22 protein-coding genes are annotated in these 20163 nt (G+C 36.2%); 5 read left to right on the plus strand and 17 right to left on the minus strand.

Features of this window, described 5'->3' with window-relative positions:
* Positions 1 to 8: 8 nt before the first annotated feature.
* A complete protein-coding gene (locus RMB13_RS17150) occupies positions 9 to 761 on the minus strand; it encodes a TenA family transcriptional regulator (RefSeq protein ID WP_017390632.1) in 753 nt (250 codons plus the stop codon).
* 319 nt (positions 762 to 1080) lie between these two features.
* On the opposite strand from RMB13_RS17150, the gene RMB13_RS17155 reads away from it, so the two are divergent.
* The gene (locus RMB13_RS17155; RefSeq protein ID WP_017390631.1) at positions 1081 to 2310 is read left to right on the plus strand and encodes a diguanylate cyclase; all 1230 of its coding nucleotides are present in this window, start codon (positions 1081 to 1083) and stop codon (positions 2308 to 2310) included.
* A 302-nt stretch (positions 2311 to 2612) separates the two neighbouring features.
* Here RMB13_RS17155 and RMB13_RS17160 read toward each other — a convergent pair whose 3' ends face one another.
* The 8 genes from RMB13_RS17160 to RMB13_RS17195 form a co-directional block, all read right to left on the minus strand.
* Complete coding sequence (locus RMB13_RS17160; RefSeq protein WP_311085903.1) at positions 2613 to 3338, minus strand: hypothetical protein; 726 nt, start codon at positions 3336 to 3338, stop codon at positions 2613 to 2615.
* A 329-nt stretch (positions 3339 to 3667) separates the two neighbouring features.
* Entirely contained in the window at positions 3668 to 4759 is a 1092-nt protein-coding gene (aroC, locus tag RMB13_RS17165; protein ID WP_311085904.1) for a chorismate synthase, read from the minus strand.
* A gap of 12 nt (positions 4760 to 4771) precedes the next feature.
* On the minus strand, positions 4772 to 5776 hold the full coding sequence (gene prmB / locus RMB13_RS17170) for a 50S ribosomal protein L3 N(5)-glutamine methyltransferase (protein WP_003651622.1): 1005 nt from the start codon (positions 5774 to 5776) through the stop codon (positions 4772 to 4774).
* A gap of 237 nt (positions 5777 to 6013) precedes the next feature.
* On the minus strand, positions 6014 to 7219 hold the full coding sequence (gene trpB / locus RMB13_RS17175) for a tryptophan synthase subunit beta (protein WP_311085905.1): 1206 nt from the start codon (positions 7217 to 7219) through the stop codon (positions 6014 to 6016).
* A 36-nt stretch (positions 7220 to 7255) separates the two neighbouring features.
* Complete coding sequence (locus RMB13_RS17180; protein WP_045432574.1) at positions 7256 to 8443, minus strand: VWA domain-containing protein; 1188 nt, start codon at positions 8441 to 8443, stop codon at positions 7256 to 7258.
* Between the two features lie 15 nt (positions 8444 to 8458).
* The gene (locus RMB13_RS17185) at positions 8459 to 9310 is read right to left on the minus strand and encodes a MoxR family ATPase (protein ID WP_004642719.1); all 852 of its coding nucleotides are present in this window, start codon (positions 9308 to 9310) and stop codon (positions 8459 to 8461) included.
* A gap of 29 nt (positions 9311 to 9339) precedes the next feature.
* The gene (locus tag RMB13_RS17190; RefSeq protein ID WP_003651617.1) at positions 9340 to 9726 is read right to left on the minus strand and encodes a hypothetical protein; all 387 of its coding nucleotides are present in this window, start codon (positions 9724 to 9726) and stop codon (positions 9340 to 9342) included.
* The gene (locus tag RMB13_RS17195) at positions 9719 to 10024 is read right to left on the minus strand and encodes a YcgL domain-containing protein (protein ID WP_311085906.1); all 306 of its coding nucleotides are present in this window, start codon (positions 10022 to 10024) and stop codon (positions 9719 to 9721) included. Before RMB13_RS17195 ends, RMB13_RS17190 begins: the two co-directional genes overlap by 8 nt.
* A 471-nt stretch (positions 10025 to 10495) precedes the next feature.
* On the opposite strand from RMB13_RS17195, the gene RMB13_RS17200 reads away from it, so the two are divergent.
* Positions 10496 to 10660 carry a hypothetical protein gene (locus tag RMB13_RS17200; RefSeq protein WP_002113596.1) on the plus strand — a complete coding sequence of 55 codons (165 nt, stop codon included), beginning with the start codon at positions 10496 to 10498 and terminating at the stop codon, positions 10658 to 10660.
* Positions 10661 to 10726: 66 nt separating this feature from the next.
* On the opposite strand, the gene RMB13_RS17205 is transcribed toward RMB13_RS17200, so the two are convergent.
* The 3 genes from RMB13_RS17205 to RMB13_RS17215 form a co-directional block, all read right to left on the minus strand.
* Positions 10727 to 11062: a hypothetical protein gene (locus RMB13_RS17205; protein ID WP_017390624.1), complete on the minus strand. Its 336-nt coding sequence runs from the start codon at positions 11060 to 11062 to the stop codon at positions 10727 to 10729.
* Positions 11063 to 11220: 158 nt separating this feature from the next.
* Positions 11221 to 11487, minus strand: coding sequence for a hypothetical protein (locus RMB13_RS17210; protein WP_004642715.1), 267 nt, complete (start codon positions 11485 to 11487; stop codon positions 11221 to 11223).
* 96 nt (positions 11488 to 11583) lie between these two features.
* Entirely contained in the window at positions 11584 to 12435 is an 852-nt protein-coding gene (locus RMB13_RS17215; RefSeq protein WP_311085907.1) for a LysR family transcriptional regulator, read from the minus strand.
* A 118-nt stretch (positions 12436 to 12553) separates the two neighbouring features.
* On the opposite strand from RMB13_RS17215, the gene RMB13_RS17220 reads away from it, so the two are divergent.
* On the plus strand, positions 12554 to 13237 hold the full coding sequence (locus RMB13_RS17220) for an NAD(P)H-dependent oxidoreductase (RefSeq protein ID WP_311085908.1): 684 nt from the start codon (positions 12554 to 12556) through the stop codon (positions 13235 to 13237).
* A 462-nt stretch (positions 13238 to 13699) separates the two neighbouring features.
* Here the strand turns inward: RMB13_RS17220 and RMB13_RS17225 are convergent, their stop codons facing one another.
* The 5 genes from RMB13_RS17225 to RMB13_RS17245 all read right to left on the minus strand — a co-directional run bounded on the left by RMB13_RS17225 (position 13700) and on the right by RMB13_RS17245 (position 17985).
* A complete protein-coding gene (locus tag RMB13_RS17225) occupies positions 13700 to 14824 on the minus strand; it encodes an HRDC domain-containing protein (protein WP_017390621.1) in 1125 nt (374 codons plus the stop codon).
* A 328-nt stretch (positions 14825 to 15152) separates the two neighbouring features.
* Positions 15153 to 15749, minus strand: a complete 597-nt coding sequence (gene recR / locus RMB13_RS17230; protein ID WP_017390620.1) for a recombination mediator RecR — start codon at positions 15747 to 15749, stop codon at positions 15153 to 15155.
* Positions 15750 to 15758: 9 nt separating this feature from the next.
* The gene (locus RMB13_RS17235; RefSeq protein ID WP_004642711.1) at positions 15759 to 16088 is read right to left on the minus strand and encodes a YbaB/EbfC family nucleoid-associated protein; all 330 of its coding nucleotides are present in this window, start codon (positions 16086 to 16088) and stop codon (positions 15759 to 15761) included.
* 281 nt (positions 16089 to 16369) lie between these two features.
* Positions 16370 to 16603: a hypothetical protein gene (locus tag RMB13_RS17240; RefSeq protein WP_005040939.1), complete on the minus strand. Its 234-nt coding sequence runs from the start codon at positions 16601 to 16603 to the stop codon at positions 16370 to 16372.
* Positions 16604 to 16797: 194 nt separating this feature from the next.
* Positions 16798 to 17985, minus strand: a complete 1188-nt coding sequence (locus tag RMB13_RS17245; protein WP_026056107.1) for an O-succinylhomoserine sulfhydrylase — start codon at positions 17983 to 17985, stop codon at positions 16798 to 16800.
* A 135-nt stretch (positions 17986 to 18120) separates the two neighbouring features.
* On the opposite strand from RMB13_RS17245, the gene RMB13_RS17250 reads away from it, so the two are divergent.
* Positions 18121 to 19206 (plus strand): alpha/beta fold hydrolase, encoded by a 1086-nt coding sequence (locus RMB13_RS17250; protein WP_311085909.1) that lies wholly within the window; start codon positions 18121 to 18123, stop codon positions 19204 to 19206.
* Between the two features lie 10 nt (positions 19207 to 19216).
* Complete coding sequence (locus RMB13_RS17255) at positions 19217 to 20089, plus strand: NAD(P)-dependent oxidoreductase (protein ID WP_311085910.1); 873 nt, start codon at positions 19217 to 19219, stop codon at positions 20087 to 20089.
* Positions 20090 to 20163: the final 74 nt, after the last annotated feature.

Genomic DNA, 20163 nt, shown 5'->3' on the forward strand with positions numbered 1-20163 from the left:
AGATAAGATCAAGCAGAGGCTTGAAGCTGTACCTTATAACAATCGTCTAAGGCTAATTCATAATACCGCAGCCCTTCTTCCGCAGCATGAAAAGCTTTTTGCTGCCAGTCGGGGCGATCATTACATAAACGCTTAATCAGCTCCATGGCTTCATAAGGATGAAGATCATCATAGTGAGCATGCGCACGCAACCAAGCTAAAGAACGTTTATCAATCGTTACTTCAGGATGATCAGTATAGGTATGAATACCCTTATAGACCTGAATCGACCAATCCCCAGTTGCCCACTCAATTGCCAGATTTGTTGCAGCAAGGCACTCTGCTAAATTACCGCGATGACTCATATTCCATAAGAAATGGTTCACCGCATTCATCGCAGCTGGCGGTCGTACACGATCAAGCTCATCAACAGTTAAGCCAAAACCTCCAGCCCAGTCGCGATACCATTTTAAGTGTCGCTCTTCTACCTTAATATTCTGGATTAACCAATCTCGTGCTTCTGTAACGCCAGGTTCAGAAAACCCCGTTGCTTTGCCTAACGCCCCTGCCATATATGACGGGAAATGCGCGACTAATGGATAGAAATTAAGTAAAGCATAACGGAAACTATCTAGGCTCAATCCCCCATTGGCCATTTCCGAAAAAAACGGATGTTTACTCACCCGTTCTTTCGCTGGTAGCAGGTCATCCCAGAACTGCTGTGACCATCCATTATGCGGTGTAATTTCTAAATGCATTCCATATTGATTTAGAGCAGTCATTGCTAATTTTCCTATTTATATGACAGCAATCATCTGTATTTCACGGTATAAGTCTATCCGAAAATGATAAAGATACAATCGTTAATCGACCATTTGTAACTTTTTTCGATGGATTGTGAATCTTTAGATAATTGTTACGCTAATCGTTGAAATGTCGTGATTTTTATCACATTTAACTTAGATAAAAATCATTACTTTTTTAAAAAAACTGTATTATTATTTTGAATAAATCACACATTATATAATCAATATTTTTAGATGGAACTTTACTAAAATAAGTCTCATTTTATGACAACTTCCAATATAGTGAGCATTAATTATGAAGTTGCAGGGTTCCAATATATTGGGACAGGAACAAATAGATTTATTAACCACACGAGGATTAAATTTCGTATGGTTTCCAAAGCAGCTTGAAACGATTTATCGTTTTCAATACCAAAATGGTGCTGCCTATGAGTTCCGCTACAGAGCGCCTATTATTTTAATATTATATATATTTTTAAGCTTTGGTATATATCAAGTTTTACCAACTGAGCAAGTTTTACCCTGGTTTAGCTATTATTCTTGGGTAGGTATAATCATTCTTATCGCCTGGATTTTATCATTTATTAAAAAATTAAATCAGTATTTTGATTATTATGTAGGAGTCGGTTCAGCTTTAGCTGTGGCAATTACCTTTATTTTAATCAACGTAATTGAGAATGGCCAAGATAATGTTCTTTTTCATGCAGCGATGATGTATGCGATTGTGATTATCTATGGTGCGGTAGGTATGCGCTTTTATACTGCCATATTTGCTGGATGGATGGGTGGACTTGTTGGAATTTTGGCAAGTAATTACTTAAATGGGGTGATCGACTGGACCTTCTTGAACCGGACTTACACCTTCAGTAGTTTTTTAGGAATGACCCTTGCCTATGCAACTGACCGTCAACATAGAGAAAACTATTTACAAAACTGCATGATTGAGCTGAATCGTATTGAACTGATGCAGCAAGCACAGCAATTATCTTTACTTTCACAACAAGACGCACTCACCGGTTTAGCCAATCGACGCTATCTAGATGAAACACTTGATAATGAATGGCGCCGTGCTTTACGACATGAAATGCCCCTGACCATCATGATGGTCGATATCGACTATTTTAAAGCATACAACGACACTTTAGGACATCTAAAGGGAGATGAATGCTTAAAAGAAATCGCAATTGCTATTTCTTCTATTGCTGCACGCAGTGGTGATTTAGTTGCCCGTTATGGCGGCGAAGAATTTTTACTCTTATTCCCAATGACAAATGCTCAACAAGCCTTGATCCAAGTTGAACGTTTAATGAATGCTATTGATAAAATTGCAATTAAACACCCATGTAGTGATGTTTCACCACATGTCACCATTAGTGTTGGAGTCGCAACCACAATTCCACGTCTAAACGATTCAATTTCTGCTTTTGTAGCTCGTGCTGACCATGCTTTGTATAAAGCAAAAACCAATGGTCGTAACCAATATAAGATTGCTGTAAACGAAGAACAAATTGTAGATTTAACTTAAAGTCAGACTTCCATTCAAAATGACTGTTGACTAAGTATTATCTCTCTTAACTTTTTTATAGCTCCTTTCCCAATTAAAATGACTCAAAATAAACAATTAGCTTTTCCATCCGTGGTAAAGCTAAAATGTAATTTAGAACCAGTACGTACCAAAACCTCTTTTTATTTAAATTTAAACCATCTGTTAAAAATGACTTATATAAACTTAATAAATTTAGCCACCTTCAACACATCAACATCCTGTTTTTATATAATGAACATTACTAGATTCAGATAATCTAATATAGAAAAAATTCCATTTCATTAGAGCTCACCTCTCAACCTCTTCCAAAATTTAATTAAAAAATAAAATAGTGAATTTTGTTCTATTCTTTGCGGTACTGTGGAAATAGCTTCAGTTGAAAATGGTAAAATCGAAACAATATTCTCATGTATTGTTTCATAATTTGGATAGGCTTCTTTTTTTATTATTTCTATAATTTTTTGTATTTCATCAATAGATAAATTCAAAAATCTCTTAATTTCTTGGGCTGTTTTTGACTCAATAGATAATAAAGCACAAACTCTAGTGACATTAACAATCTGCTCGGCATGAATGTTTTTAAAGTTTGGATAACAGACAAGCTTATAAAGAATTTTTGTCTCTAAATGATCTTTAGACACTATATTCTCGTTATTTATTATACGTTCTTGATGACTTGTTTTAAAATATTCATTCTTCTCAATATCTTGTAAAATATTGAGAAGTTCCTGATATCTTATTGGTCTCTTCAAACCATACTGATAGCCCTTTAAAAGCTCAGGATTATTACTCAATACGATCTTAATTTTTTTTGGAATAAGAATATTGGTATAACCACTATCTAAATCAATAATATGTATATCAGGATTGTCTTCACTATATATCCAATTCCCTACAAGATGAGATGACAAAGATAAGTCATGAATAACTTTTATCATTGCCTCTAAATTTTTAGGCAATAGCCTATCCTTTGACATACAGCCAATTCTATATGTGCACTGATTCATTGATATTTCCCCAATTTCAATGATGACTTTGAAAATTCTTTGTTAAAAGTAATAAAAATTTAAATATGTAATATATATAAAAGCAATTTGAGTAAATTAACTTTCAGTGATAAATATAAATATCGAGTACAGTAAAAAATTAACAAGATTTAATTGCCAAATTCTACAGATGAATATACTCAAAAATAATTTGCAGAATATTATATTTATATAAATATTATAAGACAAGAAAATAATTTAAAATTTAATCAAACTCAATGGAATAAAAATTTAAAACCCCATATTTAATTTAAATATGGGGTTTTATTTACTTTAGTCAAAAATTATGACTATGGTTCGATTGGAGCAAATGGTGGAATAACATCTGCATTTTGTGCGCGATGGCGTAAGAAGTGATCCATCAAAACAATTGCTAACATTGCTTCAGCAATTGGAGTTGCTCGAACACCTACGCAAGGATCATGACGGCCTTTAGTTAACACATCTGTATCTTCACGATTTAAATTAATCGTTTTACCTAGTGTCGTAATGCTTGCCGTTGGTTTTAGTGCAATAGCGACTCGAATGGTCTGACCACTTGAGATACCGCCCAAAATACCACCTGCATGATTCGCTAAAAAGCCATTACTGGTCATTTCATCACGTGTTTCATGACCAAACTGTCCAGCAACTGCAAAGCCATCACCAATTTCAACACCTTTAACAGCATTAATACTCATCATCGCATGAGCAATGTCAGCATCTAAACGGTCAAAAACAGGTTCGCCCCAACCCACAGGAACTTTTTCAGCTAAAATTTCTAGCTTTGCGCCGCAGCTTGTTCCTTGTTCACGTAAAGAAGTCACCAAAGCTTCAAAACGTGAAACAGCATCTACATCACCACAGAAAAATGGATTATTCGGAACTTCATTCCAATCCAGTTTTTCGGCAACTTCATTACCAATTTGTGTTACATGACCACGAATCAAAACGCCAAATTTTTCTGCTAAATATTTTTTAGCTATTGCACCTGCTGCAACACGCATAGCAGTTTCACGAGCACTTGAACGTCCGCCACCACGGTAATCACGGAAACCGTACTTTTGTGTATAGGTATAATCTGCGTGACCGGGTCTAAAAGTTTGCGCAATATTGCCATAATCTTTCGATTTTTGGTCAGTATTACGAATGAGTAAACCGATTGATGTGCCGGTAGTCTTTCCCTCAAATACACCTGAAATAATTTCAACCTGATCAGGCTCTTTGCGTTGTGTCGCAAATTTTGATGTACCTGGTTTACGACGGTCTAGATCTTTTTGTAGATCTTCTTCGGTTAATGCAATGCCTGGTGGCACACCATCAACAATTGCCATTAAGCCAACGCCATGAGACTCACCACAAGTAGTTACACGAAAGAGTTGTCCAATACTATTCCCTGCCATATGCCCAACTCCTTATATTTGCTCTTCAAATAGTTTTCTATAACGGCGACATTGTTCAGCAGTCAAAGCAAAAATACCTGAGCCACCTTTTTGGAAAGTGAGCCAGTTGAAATCAATCGTATTAAAGTTCTGACGCATTGACCATTCAGAATTACCTACTTCAATGACAATGAGGCCATCTTCAGTTAAGTAATCTGCCGCTTGTGCAAGCATTTTACGAACTAAGTCTAAACCATCTTGGCCCGCTGCCAATGCAAGTTCAGGTTCATGTAAAAATTCTTCTGGTAAGTCGGCCATATCTTCAGCATCAACGTACGGTGGATTACTTACAATCAAATCATACTGATTTTCAGCTGGAATCTTGGCGAATAGATCCGACTCAAGCAATGCAACTTGATATTGCTTATTGTGGTGCTCAGTATTAATTGAAGCAACTTCTAAAGCTTCTTTAGAGATGTCAGTTGCATCTATTTCGGCATCTGGATAAGCATAAGCCAAAGCGACTGCAATACATCCAGAACCTGTACACATATCTAAAATACGGTGCGGGGTTTTAGGCTTTGCATTTTCTGGCAAATTATTGAGAGCTTCGCGCATTTGACCATTTTCATCTAAACAATATGGTGCAAAACGTTGCTCAATTAATTCTGCAATTGGTGAACGTGGAATCAATACACGCTCATCTACATAGAATGGTTTATTAAAGAAATAAGCAAGGTTTAATAAATAAGATGTTGGAATACGATCATTGATACGGCGTTCCAATAAGCTTAAAAATTCTGCTTTCTCGCTTGGTAATAACTTCGCATCTAGAATTTCTGCGTCTGCTGACCATTCAAGAGATAAGGTTTGTAAAACTAATGCCGAGCTTTCTGCAAAATAATCTTCAGTACCTTGTCCTAAATGTGCATCATGTTGACGTAATGCTGATACCCCAAAACGAATAAAATCTCGAATTGTTGATAAATTTTCAGCCGCTTCCTGTAAATTTTCAGGGCTAATCGTCGGTCGCTCCACTTAGGCGTCTCCAAAGGCAAATTTTGCAAAGTGACTATTCTACTGAGTGAGGTACAGCAAAGCAACGCTTTGCCTTGTGAACCGGAGTTTTACATGCCTATCTCGAACAATCACACGTTAAAATCAGAATACTTTGTTTTAATTATAAAATGATGAACTTTAATTAAACTTTAATTTAGATATTCAAAATAAAAAGCGGCCCTTAAATGATGGACCGCTTCTAAAGTTTAATGAGTTTTAAAGCTTAAGCTTTTCAGCAACATAATCAGAATCTTTATCTCCACGCCCAGATAGATTTACTACAATCATGGTTTCTTTTGCTAATTTAGGAGCTTCACGAATTGCCCATGCGACAGCATGTGAGCTTTCAAGCGCAGGAACAATGCCTTCAACACGAGAAAGTGTCATAAAAGCATCTAAGCACTCTTGGTCAGTTGCAGTGCTATATTCAACACGACCCAAATCTTTTAAAAAACTGTGTTGTGGGCCAACACCTGGGTAGTCAAGTCCTGAAGCAATAGAATGTACCGGTAAAGGCTCACCATCCTCATTTTCAAGGACATAACAGGCCATACCATGAATTTGACTTGGCTTACCTAAAGTTAATGTTGCTGAATGCATATTGGTGTCTAAACCATGTCCAGCTGGTTCAACTCCTACCAGCTTTACATCGGGATCATTTAAGAATGCGGTAAATGCGCCTATTGCATTTGAACCGCCGCCAACGCATGCCACAACATAATCCGGATTTTTTCCAAATCGCTGGTGCGTTTGTTCTTTAATTTCAGTACCAATAATCGATTGAAAATCACGAACCATTTTAGGGAATGGATGTGGCCCCACAACAGAACCAATCGCATAGATAAAGTTTTTTGGATCTTTTAAATATTCTTCAAATGCACTATCTACAGCATCTTTTAATGTTGCTGTACCACGTGTTACTGCCACCAAATGAGCACCCAAAATTTTCATTTTGACGACATTTGGATGTTCTTTTTCAATATCTACTTGCCCCATATGAATTTCACATGGAATGCCCACTAAGGCGCAAGCTGTTGCCAAAGCAACTCCATGCTGACCAGCACCCGTTTCAGCAATTACTTTCTTTTTGCCCATATACTTGGCAAGTAAAGCCTCACCTAAACAGTGATTGATTTTATGTGCACCCGTATGATTTAAGTCTTCACGCTTTAAATAAATTTGTGCACCGCCTAACTGTTCAGAAAGACGCTTCGCATGAAATAAAGGACTTGGACGGCCTACATAATTCGTAAATAGATCTGCCAATTCATTTTTAAATTCAGGGGTATGACGAATCTCTTCATAAGCAACATTAATCTCATCCATTGCCTCTTTTAAATGTGGAGGAATGAACTGTCCGCCATATTCACCAAAAAATCCTTGTTCATTCGGCAAAGCAATACCGTTAATTTGATGTTGCATGTCATCTCTCTTTTTAAATTATTAAAGTTATTAAGCTTATCGAGAAAGGTAGCGAGTCATATCTTCAATGCCCTTTAGCGTCATTGGATACATATGATTTTCAAAAATTTCTTTAATCCAGCCAATGGTTTGAGTGTAATGCCAATACCCTTCAGTTTCAGGATTTAACCAAGCTGTTTTATCAAAATGTTGACGTAAGCGGCGTAACCAAACCTCACCAGTCTCATCATTCATATATTCAACCGAGCCACCCACCGATTTCAGCTCATACGGTGCCATACTGGCATCACCCACTACAATTACACGATAGTCGCGTCCATAAGTGTGAAAGAGATCCCATGTATTCATACGGGTAGCTGTGCGGCGATGATTATCTTTCCAAACATAGTCATAGAGACAGTTATGGAAATAAAAGTACTCAAGTGTCTTAAACTCAGTTTTAGCGGCACTAAAGAGTTTCTCGCATTGGGCAATATGAGCATCCATAGAACCGCCTACATCGAACAACATAAGCACTTTTATTCGATTTCGACGCTCTGGTACCATTTGAACATCAAGAATACCTTGCTTGGCTGTTTCACGGATTGTACCGTCAACATCCAACTCTTCAGCTGCACCTTGACGTGCAAATTTACGCAAACGGCGCAAAGCAATTTGCATCTGACGAGTACCAAGAACTTGGTCGTCATCTAGATTTTGATATTTACGCTGTTCCCATACTTTAACAGCCGAACGTTTACGACCCGGCCCACCAATCCGCACTCCCTCAGGATGATCACCAAAAGCCCCAAAAGGTGAAGTACCACCTGTACCCACCATGCGGTTGCCGCCTTGATGTTTCTTATGCTGTTCGCGTAACCGCTCTTCTAGCATTTTCATCAGTTCTTCTAAGGAACCTGCTTTTTGGAGTTCTGCTCTTTGTTCTGGAGTTAAATGCTTTTCTAGAAGTTCTAAATCAAACCAGTCTTTTGGTAATTTATGAACTTGCTTGAGTAACTCATCCAGATCAAAGGTTTCGATACCGTCAAAGTAGTCTTTTATGGCACGGTCAAACTTGTCAAAAAAGCGTTCATCTTTAACTAAAATAGTTTTAGCAAGTTGATAGAACTCTTCTTGATCGGCAAAAACTAAACCTTCACTTACTGCACGGTTTAAGTCAATGAGCTCACGAGTTGTAACTGGAACACCGTATTTACGTAGGGTGTAAAATAACCGCACAAACATGGGTTATTCCCTCCTTTAACGTCGAGACATGAAAGCCAAACGTTCGAGGAGTTGCACATCCTGCTCGTTTTTGATGAGAGCACCATATAACGGTGGAATAGCTTTAGATGTATCTCGATTACGCAATACATCTTCAGGCATATCATCTGCCATGAGCAAGCTTAACCAATCAATTAACTCAGATGTTGATGGTGGTTTCTTCAAATTAGGAATTTCACGTAATTTAAAGAAAACCTGTAAAGCTTCGTTGACGAGTGTTGCAGAAATATTCGGGAAATGAACATCGATAATCTCTCGCATGGTCACTTCATCTGGAAACTCAATGTAATGAAAGAAACAACGACGCAAGAAAGCATCTGGTAACTCTTTTTCATTATTCGAGGTAATAATTACAATTGGGCGTTGTGTTGCCGTAATGGTTTCACTTGTTTCATAAACATAAAAAGACATTTTATCGAGTTCATGCAACAAGTCATTTGGAAACTCAATATCGGCTTTGTCAATTTCATCAATTAACAAGACACAACGCTCTTCACTGGTGAAAGCTTCCCACAATTTGCCGGGTTTAATATAGTTCTTGATATCGTAAACACGGTCATCACCTAACTGGCTGTCTCGTAAACGAGAAACAGCATCATATTCATACAACCCTTGCTGTGCTTTGGTTGTCGATTTGATATGCCAAGTAATGAGTTTTAAGCCCAAACTTTCTGCTACTTGTTCAGCAAGTAAAGTTTTACCCGTACCAGGTTCACCTTTAACCAGTAAAGGCTTTTGTAAAGCACGGGCTGCTTTTACAGCGAGCTTAAGACTGTCAGTCGCGATATATTGATCTGTACCGGTAAAATGTTGGGTATCAGCAGACATGTGAAGACCTTATTTTTCTATTTCAATGGTTAGATGGAACGCATGCTTTTGTTTGTTGAATATTTTGACCAACAATAGCCAATAACCAAACCTAGACCAACTACAAACAGAATTAAAGATAAATTTGACCAGATTAGAGGACTATCTTTGGTTAAAACACCAAAAAGTAGTCCAAAAATAGCAGGTGCTACCGATGCATTCGGACCTTCAGACACGGTTGGGGTGACTAAAATAGCAAATACAATAAGCCAGCTAATCGCACCAAAAGTTGTAGGAAGACGGCGCATTAATCGCCACCAACACCACAAAGCAATAATAGCGCCTATTCCATAAGCTGTTAAAGCAATAGCATCTTCAGGAATAAAATCCAAAAAAGAGAATAATTGATTCATTATTCCAGTTTGATTTTCACGCACCACGTAAGCCCTCTGGTTCAACCGCATTCGGGTTAATTAACCCTTCTGGTGGCATCTGAATAAAGAAACCTTTTGTTTGTAATGAGTCTAAAACATGTAAAACATTAGCACGCGCCAATTTACGTGTTGGAGCTAATTCTAAATGCATGACAAACGTTGCACGACCAAACGCTTGTAAAACAGCTTCAGGAACATTTTCAAACGGATCAGCTTGTTCCGCATCGTCAGGATAGTTTGGAGGAGCAATATAAATGTACATTTCATCTTTTTTGCTCGATCTATAAATATCACAGTGCATTTCAAATCAACTCTTGAACTAAGGACAGCATACATGAAAAAAAACGACTCACCCACGCAGGTTTGTTTACGCATCAGTCGTTTTTTTAATTCTTGGGAAATATTAACCCACAACGTTGATTAAGGTCGATAATAACTTTGTTCTAGACAAAAGCCAGCTTTCATAAAAAATAAGTAAATATATGATTTCAAACATTAAATATAATTATTCATTTTAATAAAATAAAAACAATTTTAGAAAAAAATAAGAAATCGTTCGTTACTAAGTACTTTTTGTGATCTGTTTTTAATATTTTTACCCTTTAATACTATGAAATTTATCATATTAAAATTAGCTATTACCTTTTTAAATTCACATTTAAGTAAAACTTCTAACCACTTAATAAACATTAGCAGACATTACTTAACTGGTTTAAATTCTCAATATGTTTCAATAATAAGTATCTTAATAATAGATGTGGAGGATGAACTTATGCCTCGTGGCGATAAAACAGCTTACACAGCAAAGCAAAAACGTCAGGCTAAACATATTGTTGAGAGTGAAGTAGACAGAGGTCATTCTCAAGAAGAAGCTGAACGAATCGCATGGTCTACCGTCAATAAACAAGATGGCGGCGGTAAGAAAAAGTCTCACTAATACAAACTTTGAATACTTCTTTAGCCCAAGCTAAAGAAGTATTTTTACCAAACAAGTTAATGATATTTAAAAGACTCGAGAACTCTTTATATAGTTATCAGTTACTTGATTTAGGGCATTCAAAATAGCACTATCATCTTGACTTAATAGAGCTTCATTGAGGCATTCCATGTAACCTATGAGTGTAGTCTTAGATGCGTTAGCAAATTCAGTTGTGACTGCTTCATCTTCATATAAAATCACGTAGCTACGTGCAAAACCATAGATCAAATAGACTGCTGCCTTTTCTTTTGTATTTTGAGATTCTTTAAGAGACTGTTCACAAGCATTTTTTAAATCTTTAAATGCATCTGTACCAGTAGATTGATTTTTGAAAGATAAAAGTATTGTTTGGAAGTTCATATCCATATTCCACTTAAAAAGTAAAGCTACAGAAGATGGTAGAACCTGTCAAATAAAATCATGATTAACATACGTTTAAATGTAAATAAATTTATCTTCCTTTTTAATACGATATAAAAGACCGCCTTTAAAAGAGCGGTCTAACAAAAAATCGATATTTAAAAGCTTATTTCTATCGTTATGGTAGTACCAGAGTGTTCGATATTGGTTGATACATTGAAGCCTCTACCCCTAAGTTCCTCTTCTACTTGTGTGAGGTGATCAGGACTTACAGCATCAATCGGAAACAGGAAAGTTGCTTTTCGCTTCCCTGCTTTAGAATCAGTTTCAGTGCCTGTTAAAATTTTTTCCAGCATGGCCTCTTGATTGATTTTAAAATTTTTAGCATTTTGACGCGCTTGTTCAGCACTAAAGTTATTAAGCATATTTATCTCTCTAATTATTAATTTATCTAATTTTATAGCATAAAAAGCTTATATAGTTTTGGTGTTGTGTAGTTAATTCCGATCAGAAATATAAGCTTATTGATTAAATAATCTTTCTATCCATTCAATAAATTTTCTGGCATTTCTATTTTTAAAATCTTCTTTATTTGGAATGTAATAGCACAGCTCAGATTGAACTGATTTAGTCTTAAGAGGTTGTATAAGATTCGCTTTAATAAATCTCTGGGCAAGTGTAGAAGAACAAAACACGAGTCCATTGGCCGCTAATGCCTCATGTATTCCAAAAATTTCCTGATCAAACTTCTTAATTGTTATTTGCGTTCGGTCCCATCCATTCAGCTCAAGCCAAGTCTCTAGTGGCGGACTTGGTAATGCTTTATTTTTCAATTCTGTGGTGAATAACGTTATTGGCTCATTAGAATGTTCTAGTGGATCAAGTTTAGATGTACCAAATACATTAAAAGACTCATATTTAAGAATATCGCTAGAAGGTACTAAAGATACATCACCATATCGAATAGGTAATGTATATAAGTGACTTTCTAACGCTTCGCCTGTAGAAAATTCAACTGAAATATCAGGATGTAATTGATAAAATTCATTTATTGAGGGAATTAACAACATTGCTGCCAATGAGGATGTGGTAGCTACTCTGAGTGTATTTCCATTTACTGTTATTTCATCTAGCGCATCTTCAATTTTACGAAATCCTTCAGAAATCGCTACTGCTAGCCTATCACCTGTGGTTGTAAGCGTTATTTTTCTTACCTGTCGATGAAATAAGTCAACATTTAACCTGCTTTCAAGATTGGCAATATGATGTGAAATTGCAGTCGGTGTTAGCGAAAGCTCTTCAGCAGCCAATTTAAAACTGCCTAGTCGAGCAGCTGATTCAAATGCCCTAAGTGCTTGCAATGAGACTTGCATGCTTTCTCCTGAATCACAGTTATAGGTGATTTAAAATCATCTATAGCTGTAATTTTCTCGTTTGTCTACTTCTCATTTAAAACTCAGAATAAATTAACTCCTAACCCTTATGGAATTTATGATGAGCAAAATGTTACATATAGATGCCAGCGTACGAGCTGCAATTAACCCCAATCCAAATCATAATTCTATTTCAAAAAGTATTGCCAGCCGATTGGTCAGTTTATGGAAAAATAAAAGGCCTATGGATGAGTATATTTATCGGGATGTAGGAATGAATTCGCCTCCATTTATTACTCAGGACTGGATTGATGCCGTATTCACACCTGAAAATAAAAGAACACAAACTCAATGTGATGTCTTATCAATATCCGATCAGTTAATAGCGGAGGTTTCGAGTTCAGATATCATTCTAATTTCTTCTCCTATGTACAATTACGGTATGCCTGCTCAACTCAAAGCATGGTTTGACCAAATTATTCGGATTAATAAAACATTTGATTTTGACCTTGCTCGAGGAGACTTCCCTTTACAACCTCTTTTATCTGGAAAAATTTTAATCATTATCACGTCTAGTGGAGAGTTTGGTTTTGAGAAAGATGGAATTCGCCACAATATGAATCATCTTGTACCTCACCTGCGTACACTCAGTAAATATTTAGGTGTAGAGAAAATTTATGAAATTGCCTCAGAATATCAAGAGTTTGCAGATGAACGACATATAAAGTCATTAGAAAATGCTTTTCAAAAAGCTGAAGAACTTGTAGCTGAACTTGCTGCTTCATTCACAAAAAATCCGTAGAAGATTAATACTTAATTTTTAAAATTTAATAACCTACTGACATTTTAACTGAGCTATATCATTAAAAAATAAAAAGCCGACCCAATTGGGTCGGCTTTCTTATTTCTGCACTGAAACAAACTTATAGTTATATATTATTCATATTGAAATTGTTTTTCTTGTATCCAAGAATATACAGACCTGTATGTTTAATCAATTGAATTTTTCTCATTGAATCAGTTAATTTAATTCATTATCACTTTTACAAATTAAACCCCATTCAATTCATCACTTTACTAACTTTTAAAATAAGTTAATTATTTAATATAACTAATATAATTATTTATTTTATTAACTATTAACGTTAAATATCTATTATTTTAAATAAAAACTACTCAATTTAAACTTTAAGCCATTCACTATCCTTAATTAAAAGGGCCCATCACGAAGATGAGCCCTTTAAATTTTAACTATCAACCCATTTTAAATGGATAGACTTTCTTTTTCTTCTTGAAATAAATGAATTAATGGTTGAGTTAACAATTCATATCGCCAACCCAAAAGATAATCAGGTAAATCTTGTTCATCCCCTTGAGAAAGAACATGTTGATGAATTGCATTTAGCCATTTTTTTCTAAGTAATACTTCTTTAGGAATAGAAGTTTCACTTATTGCATGGGCAAGTACCATATCCATTTTATTTAAAGTTTCTTTAGATGTTACTTTAAAAGGTTTGGCAATTCTTGTTGGCCATTCACTTTCATTAGGTAAATCTTTAAGTAATTCTAGAATCGTTTTTCCATATTCACGAACTACATTTGGGCGAATATCTTTAACTTGCGAGAGTTGAAAACTATTACGTGGATTCTTTTCAACCATATCAATCATGGTTGAGTTTCTAAGAATAAAACTACGTGGCTGATTCGTCGCTTTAACAATGTAATCACGCCATTCACTTAAATTTTGCAATTGCATCAATTGACGGCGCGAATGACGATAATTACCAACATCGGTATAGAGTAACTCTGTAGGCGTTTCACTAATAATTTCTTTAGTTAAACTACTACAATCTTCAAGAACATAGTCATAAAGCCCTTTTTGCTTAAGTTGTTCTTGAATATGATGAGCTAACTTCATTATATATAGAACATCATTGGCTGCATAACAGAGTTGCTGAGGCGATAAAGGCCGAGCCAACCAATCGGATCTTGTTTGATCTTTTTCAATGTCAATATCAAGACAAAGCTTTAAAGCGCCTTGGTAACTCACTTGTAGTCCGTGACCTAAGAAAGAAAGACCTACTTGAGTATCAAACACATTAAGAAGATCTTCTTGATCAGCGTAATGATAGATTAGATCGATGTCTTCCCCACATGCATGAAAAATATTTTGCTGTGCGAGAAATATCTTTTTCCAAAACTGACTTAGATCTAATGAAACACCATCCAACAGATAGACATTACCATTTACATTGACTTGGCATACCCCAAGTTTAGGCCAGAGTGTGTCAACCTTAATAAATTCTGTATCAAGTCCATATATCGAACATTGATCCATTTTTTGAAGAACATCAACCAATTCGGTTTGCTGTTGGATAAACTGAAACATGCTTTCTCAAGTAAATGCAAAGAGTGCTTAGAACTCTGGTATATATAACATAGAAGTAGGAAATTACCACTTAAACCTTTATGAATACTCTATTTTTGAACAATTTTTCGAAAATAGATAATTTTTTGATCTTTTATTTATACTTTTAAAGTTAACTCCAAATATTCATTCTTTAAAATCTCTAAGATCTTTTTCATTCTTATGTGCTTTCATATTTTATTTAAAAGATCTTTTGTAATTAAAGACAAAATAATATTTGCCTTTAATAGCTAAATTAATAAATTTAATTCAATTTTATATCGCATCAATGAAATAAGCATCGGAATGCTTATTTCATTCTCATACGGTTATGAACTGCCTGACTTAAGGTATGGCTATCAACATACTCAAGTTCACCACCTTGCGGTACACCTTGAGCAATACGCGTCATGTGTATAGGTAAGTGCTTAGTCGCCTCTACCAAATAATGAGCGGTTGCCTGCCCCTCTACAGTCGCATTAGTTGCCAAAATCACTTCTTCAATAGTGCCTTGACTTAAGCGCTGAATCAGATAAGGAATACCAATTTCTTCTGGACCAATACCATCCAAAGGAGAAAGATGTCCCCCTAAAACATGGTATTTACCTCGAAAACTACCACTTTGCTCAATCGCCATTACATCTGCTGGTGATTCAACTACACACAATAGTTGATCTTCTCGCTCAGTTGAGGCACAAATATCACAAATTTCATTTTCAGTTAGAGAATGACACACGCTGCACTCATGAATATAACTTGAAGCTTCATGTAAAGCATGAGCTAATGCGAACGCACCTTCTCGATTTTTCATCAAAAGATGTAATGCCATACGTTGAGCCGACTTCGGACCAACGCTAGGCAATATACGTAAAGCTTGAACGAGTTGTTCAAATCTATCACTAAACACAGAACTTCCTTAGAACATGCCCGCTAAGCCAGGTGGCAAGCCCATACCAGAATTCGCTTTTTGCATTTTTTCTTCTGAAATAACTTCTGCTTGACGCACAGCATCGTTTACCGCTGCAGCAATCAAATCTTCAATCATATCTGGTTCATCTTGAAGTAATTCAGGGTTAATTTCGATACGTTTTACAAGATAGCGACCATTCATGGTTACTTTAACCAAACCACCACCAGCTTCTGCTTGGACTTCAGTTTGGGCAAGCTCTTCTTTCGCCTTTTTTATATTTGTTTCCATATCTTTTTGCATGCGCTGCGCTTGCTGCATGAGCATATTGATATTCATAACTTTACTCCGTATCTCTATCAAATCTTTAAAGTATTATTGGTTATCTGGTAATACTTTATAAAAACTTAATCTCATTGAACCAACCCATGTGATTAAAATCCATACAGATTAGCGCATTGAACTCAAATTAATCCGTAATTCTGACACAATAGACTAATGTTTTCTATCAGTATCTCTAGCTCTATTTCAAGTAGCTACATGAGTGGCATGATTAAACTTAGATCCTCTTCATAAACGCTTAAAAGTTATACATTAAAGACTTATAAAAATTTATTTCACTATTGAGATGCCTGTAACCCTTTATCAATTGTTTTATATTCACTTAAAGGGACTTTCTTAAAGGAAGTATTTGCTTCTTGAATAGATTTATCTGCTTCTTGCACCGACTTCTCTGCGTTGTTAATCAATAAGGTTGTTTCATTTACTGGGTTCTGATTCGGTTTGGTCAGCAATTTGTATCCAACTACCCCGATTACCCCCACCACAACAACAATAGCAATAGGCTTAAGCATTTTAAAACTCGCATTTCTTTTAATTAAATTTAAAGTCTTTATACCTTGTGCTCTTAGCCCTCATTTAAACAAAAATGTAGGTTTTTTATTGCAATTCTGAAATTTGAGTAACATTTAAATATAAAAAACCATCTCGATTAAAGAGATGGTTTGATAAACAAAACAACAAAAGAGAATTATTTCGATCGAGATAATTAGATTAAATCCAGACCACGTGAGATATCACGAATAATATCATTAATATCTTCTAAGCCTACCGATACGCGTATTAGACCCTCTTGGATACCCGCAGCAGCTTTTGCTTCAGCAGAAAGTTTGCCATGTGTAGTCGTTGCAGGATGTGTAATTGTTGACTTCACATCGCCCAAGTTGCCCGTAATTGAAATAAACTTAGTATTATCAATAACCTTCCAAGCACCTTCGCGTTCGCCTTTAACTACGAAAGAAACGATCCCGCCAAAACCATTTTGCTGTTTGGCAGCAAGTTCATGACCTTCTTGAGCTGGTAAACCAGCGTAGTAAACTTTTTCTACTTTTTCATGAGTAGATAACCATTCTGCAAGAATTTGAGCACTTTCACAGTGTGCTTTCATACGCAAACGTAAAGTCTCTAAGCCTTTTAAGAAAATCCATGCATTAAATGGACTCATTGATGGTCCAAGCGTACGGACAACACCAAAAACCTCTTCTAACAACTGATGATTACCAACAACGGCACCGCCTAATGCGCGCCCTTGCCCATCTAAATATTTAGTTGCCGAGTAAATGACAAGATCTGCACCAAATTTTAATGGTTGCTGCAAAACAGGCGTACAGAAACTGTTATCAACTGCAAGTAATGCGCCATTCGCATGTGCAATATCTGCAAGCGCTTGAATATCTGCGATCTCAGCTAAAGGATTAGACGGTGACTCAACAAATAAAAGTTTAGTTTCTGGACGTACTGCCTTTTTCCAATCGTCTAAATCACATAAATCGACAAATGTAATATCTACACCAAACTTGGCAATATATTTTTCAAATAAGGCAACAACTGAACCAAAAACTGCTCTTGAGCAAATAACATGATCACCCGCTTTGAGATATGCCATAGTAACTGACAAAATCGCGCCCATTCCAGAGCTTGTCGCAACAGCACGTTCAGCACCATCTAAAGCTGCTAAACGTTTTTCGAACATCGATACAGTCGGATTGGTAAAACGAGAATAGATATTTCCTTGAACTTGACCAGAAAATTTTGCTGCAGCTTCTTCTGCATTTTCATATACAAAAGATGATGTCAAAAAAATTGGTTCGCCATGTTCACCTTCAAAACTACGAGTATGTCCGGTACGAATGGCTAAGGTATCAAGTTGGTATTCTAAATCATCAGACTGGTTCATTAAATGTTCGCCTTTACTGGTCATGTACTAAAAACTATCATCATTTTGAGTGTCTAATGTATTTAAGGTCAAGGTAAACCTTAAAATTATCGCTTAGACTTTATTCAATCTTTAGTAAATAGTTGGTAAAGCAAGATGAAACGCTTAAAGTCCCTTGTCTCTGAACAAAGTCAAATGAAGCATCTTTCTGCCCGACTATTTCACCCAAAAACATTAGTTCTGTCACAAAGCACTCCCTATGAAGTCATTGGAGAGTTCAATCAAACCCGTATTCGCTATTACGCAGCAACACAAAAAAGATTTAAAGAGCCTTTAGTATTTATTGCTCCACTCGCCATTAATATGGCGATATATGATTTATATCCTTACCGCTCTCTTATTAAATATTTCCAAAATACTGGTTTCGATGTCTATTTGGTCGATTGGGGAAGTTTAAAGTTTAAAGATAGACATCTTAACTTTTTATCATTTATTGAAGATTTCATTCCTAAAGCGATAGAAATTGTCCGCACTCATTCAGGAAGTGAACAAATCTCACTGCATGGATGGAGTATGGCTGGCATATTTGTCACTTTATATACTGCGCTTAACCAACCTAACTATATTAAAAACCTGATTGTTCTTGGTAGTCCAATTGATAGTTATGCATCTGGCTATATTGGCAAACTCTACCGAAACATGAATCATCTTATTGGTCGTAACAAAAAAATTCAGGACCGTATTTATTCTGGATTGCCAAAACGTCTGATTCATAGTCCCGGAATTTTAAATTCATTAGGCTTTAAAATTCTTGATCCTAAAGGCTGGTTTGATGGGCATGTTCAATTGCTAAAAAATCTTGATGACCTGCAATTTGTACAAGAGCATGCAACCTTAAGTAGCTTTTTAAATAATATGATTGATTACCCAGGTGGGATTAATCAGGACATGTTGTTTAATGTCTGGCTGCAAAATCCACTAAAACGTGGCTTTATTCAATTAGAAGATAAGAAAATCGAATTAAAAAATATAGATTGCTCTCTCTTAGTTGGCGCGGGTCGTAGTGATCAGTTGGTGACTGCTGATGCTGCTTCTCCATTAAGTCAATTGACAAGCAGCCAAGATGTCACGTTTACTCTCATCCCTGGCGGTCATTTAGGCCTAATGTCGAGTCAGGCCAGTGCTCTGGAGTTTTGGCCACAACTGGCAAAATGGCTGACCGAACGTTCAACACAAATTTAAGGACAAGGTCATGAGTCAATCTGTTGCATTTATTGGTTTGGGTGCAATGGGCTACCGTATGGCAGCACATTTACCGAAACACTTCGATACTGTCTATGTATGGAATCGAAATTTCGAAAAAGCCAAACAACATGCAATAGCATATGGCACAAAGGCTGCCCCACTAGAGCAAGCGGTACAAGCAGATATTATCTTTTCATGTTTACCGACAAGCACTGATGTAGAAGCACTTATTAATAATGTACAAATTAAATCTGGGGCAATCTGGATAGACTGTACAAGTGGGGTTCCTGACTCTGCCCGCGCATTAGCAAGCTCATTAAAACAATTGAATGTTGATTTTCTTGATGCTCCAGTAAGTGGTCAAACAATAGGTGCTGAAAATGCAACTTTAACTGTAATGGTGGGCGGTGATGTAGCAGCTTTCGAACGCGCGTTACCGGCACTGCAAGCAGTAGGTAAATTAATTAAAAATGTTGGTGAGTCTGGTGCTGGATTTGCAGTAAAAGCAGTTAATAATATGCTACTCGCGGTCAACCTTTGGTCTGTTGCAGAAGGTTTTAGTGCACTCAAAGCACATGGGGTAAGTTTGAACGAAGCATTAGAGTGCATTAATGCTTCAAGTGGTAAAAGTCTGGTAACAGAGACTATATTCCCGCAGCGTGTATTGAGTCGTGAATTTCCAGTGACTTTTGGCTTACCGCTTCTTGCCAAAGATACAGGAATTGCTTTGGATTTAGTCCATCAAGCAAAGCTACCTGCTCCACTTTTGTCATTAACACAAAGTTTAATCCAAGCTGCTCATTTAACTGCTGAAGACAATAGTGACTTCTCTGCGGCAGTTAAAATGTATGAAGCATGGACCAAAATCACATTGCAATAAATTTAATCTTTTAGATAGCAGCTTATTAAAGATGCTTAATTTTAATAAGCTGCATAATGAATATTAAAAAGACT

It is taken from the genome of Acinetobacter sp. V102_4 (genome assembly GCF_031799005.1).
Taxonomy (GTDB): Bacteria; Pseudomonadota; Gammaproteobacteria; order Pseudomonadales; family Moraxellaceae; genus Acinetobacter; species Acinetobacter calcoaceticus.

Coding starts and splice junctions, on each gene's coding strand:
- RMB13_RS17150 (WP_017390632.1), bottom strand. CDS start 761: ATGACTGCTCTAAATCAATATGGAATGCATTTAGAAATTACACCGCAT.
- RMB13_RS17155 (WP_017390631.1), top strand. CDS start 1,081: ATGAAGTTGCAGGGTTCCAATATATTGGGACAGGAACAAATAGATTTA.
- RMB13_RS17160 (WP_311085903.1), bottom strand. CDS start 3,338: ATGAATCAGTGCACATATAGAATTGGCTGTATGTCAAAGGATAGGCTA.
- aroC (WP_311085904.1), bottom strand. CDS start 4,759: ATGGCAGGGAATAGTATTGGACAACTCTTTCGTGTAACTACTTGTGGT.
- trpB (WP_311085905.1), bottom strand. CDS start 7,219: ATGCAACATCAAATTAACGGTATTGCTTTGCCGAATGAACAAGGATTT.
- RMB13_RS17180 (WP_045432574.1), bottom strand. CDS start 8,443: ATGTTTGTGCGGTTATTTTACACCCTACGTAAATACGGTGTTCCAGTT.
- RMB13_RS17185 (WP_004642719.1), bottom strand. CDS start 9,310: ATGTCTGCTGATACCCAACATTTTACCGGTACAGATCAATATATCGCG.
- RMB13_RS17195 (WP_311085906.1), bottom strand. CDS start 10,024: ATGCACTGTGATATTTATAGATCGAGCAAAAAAGATGAAATGTACATT.
- RMB13_RS17200 (WP_002113596.1), top strand. CDS start 10,496: ATGCCTCGTGGCGATAAAACAGCTTACACAGCAAAGCAAAAACGTCAG.
- RMB13_RS17205 (WP_017390624.1), bottom strand. CDS start 11,062: ATGAACTTCCAAACAATACTTTTATCTTTCAAAAATCAATCTACTGGT.
- RMB13_RS17210 (WP_004642715.1), bottom strand. CDS start 11,487: ATGCTTAATAACTTTAGTGCTGAACAAGCGCGTCAAAATGCTAAAAAT.
- RMB13_RS17215 (WP_311085907.1), bottom strand. CDS start 12,435: ATGCAAGTCTCATTGCAAGCACTTAGGGCATTTGAATCAGCTGCTCGA.
- RMB13_RS17220 (WP_311085908.1), top strand. CDS start 12,554: ATGATGAGCAAAATGTTACATATAGATGCCAGCGTACGAGCTGCAATT.
- RMB13_RS17225 (WP_017390621.1), bottom strand. CDS start 14,824: ATGTTTCAGTTTATCCAACAGCAAACCGAATTGGTTGATGTTCTTCAA.
- RMB13_RS17235 (WP_004642711.1), bottom strand. CDS start 16,088: ATGAATATCAATATGCTCATGCAGCAAGCGCAGCGCATGCAAAAAGAT.
- RMB13_RS17240 (WP_005040939.1), bottom strand. CDS start 16,603: ATGCTTAAGCCTATTGCTATTGTTGTTGTGGTGGGGGTAATCGGGGTA.
- RMB13_RS17245 (WP_026056107.1), bottom strand. CDS start 17,985: ATGAACCAGTCTGATGATTTAGAATACCAACTTGATACCTTAGCCATT.
- RMB13_RS17250 (WP_311085909.1), top strand. CDS start 18,121: ATGAAACGCTTAAAGTCCCTTGTCTCTGAACAAAGTCAAATGAAGCAT.
- RMB13_RS17255 (WP_311085910.1), top strand. CDS start 19,217: ATGAGTCAATCTGTTGCATTTATTGGTTTGGGTGCAATGGGCTACCGT.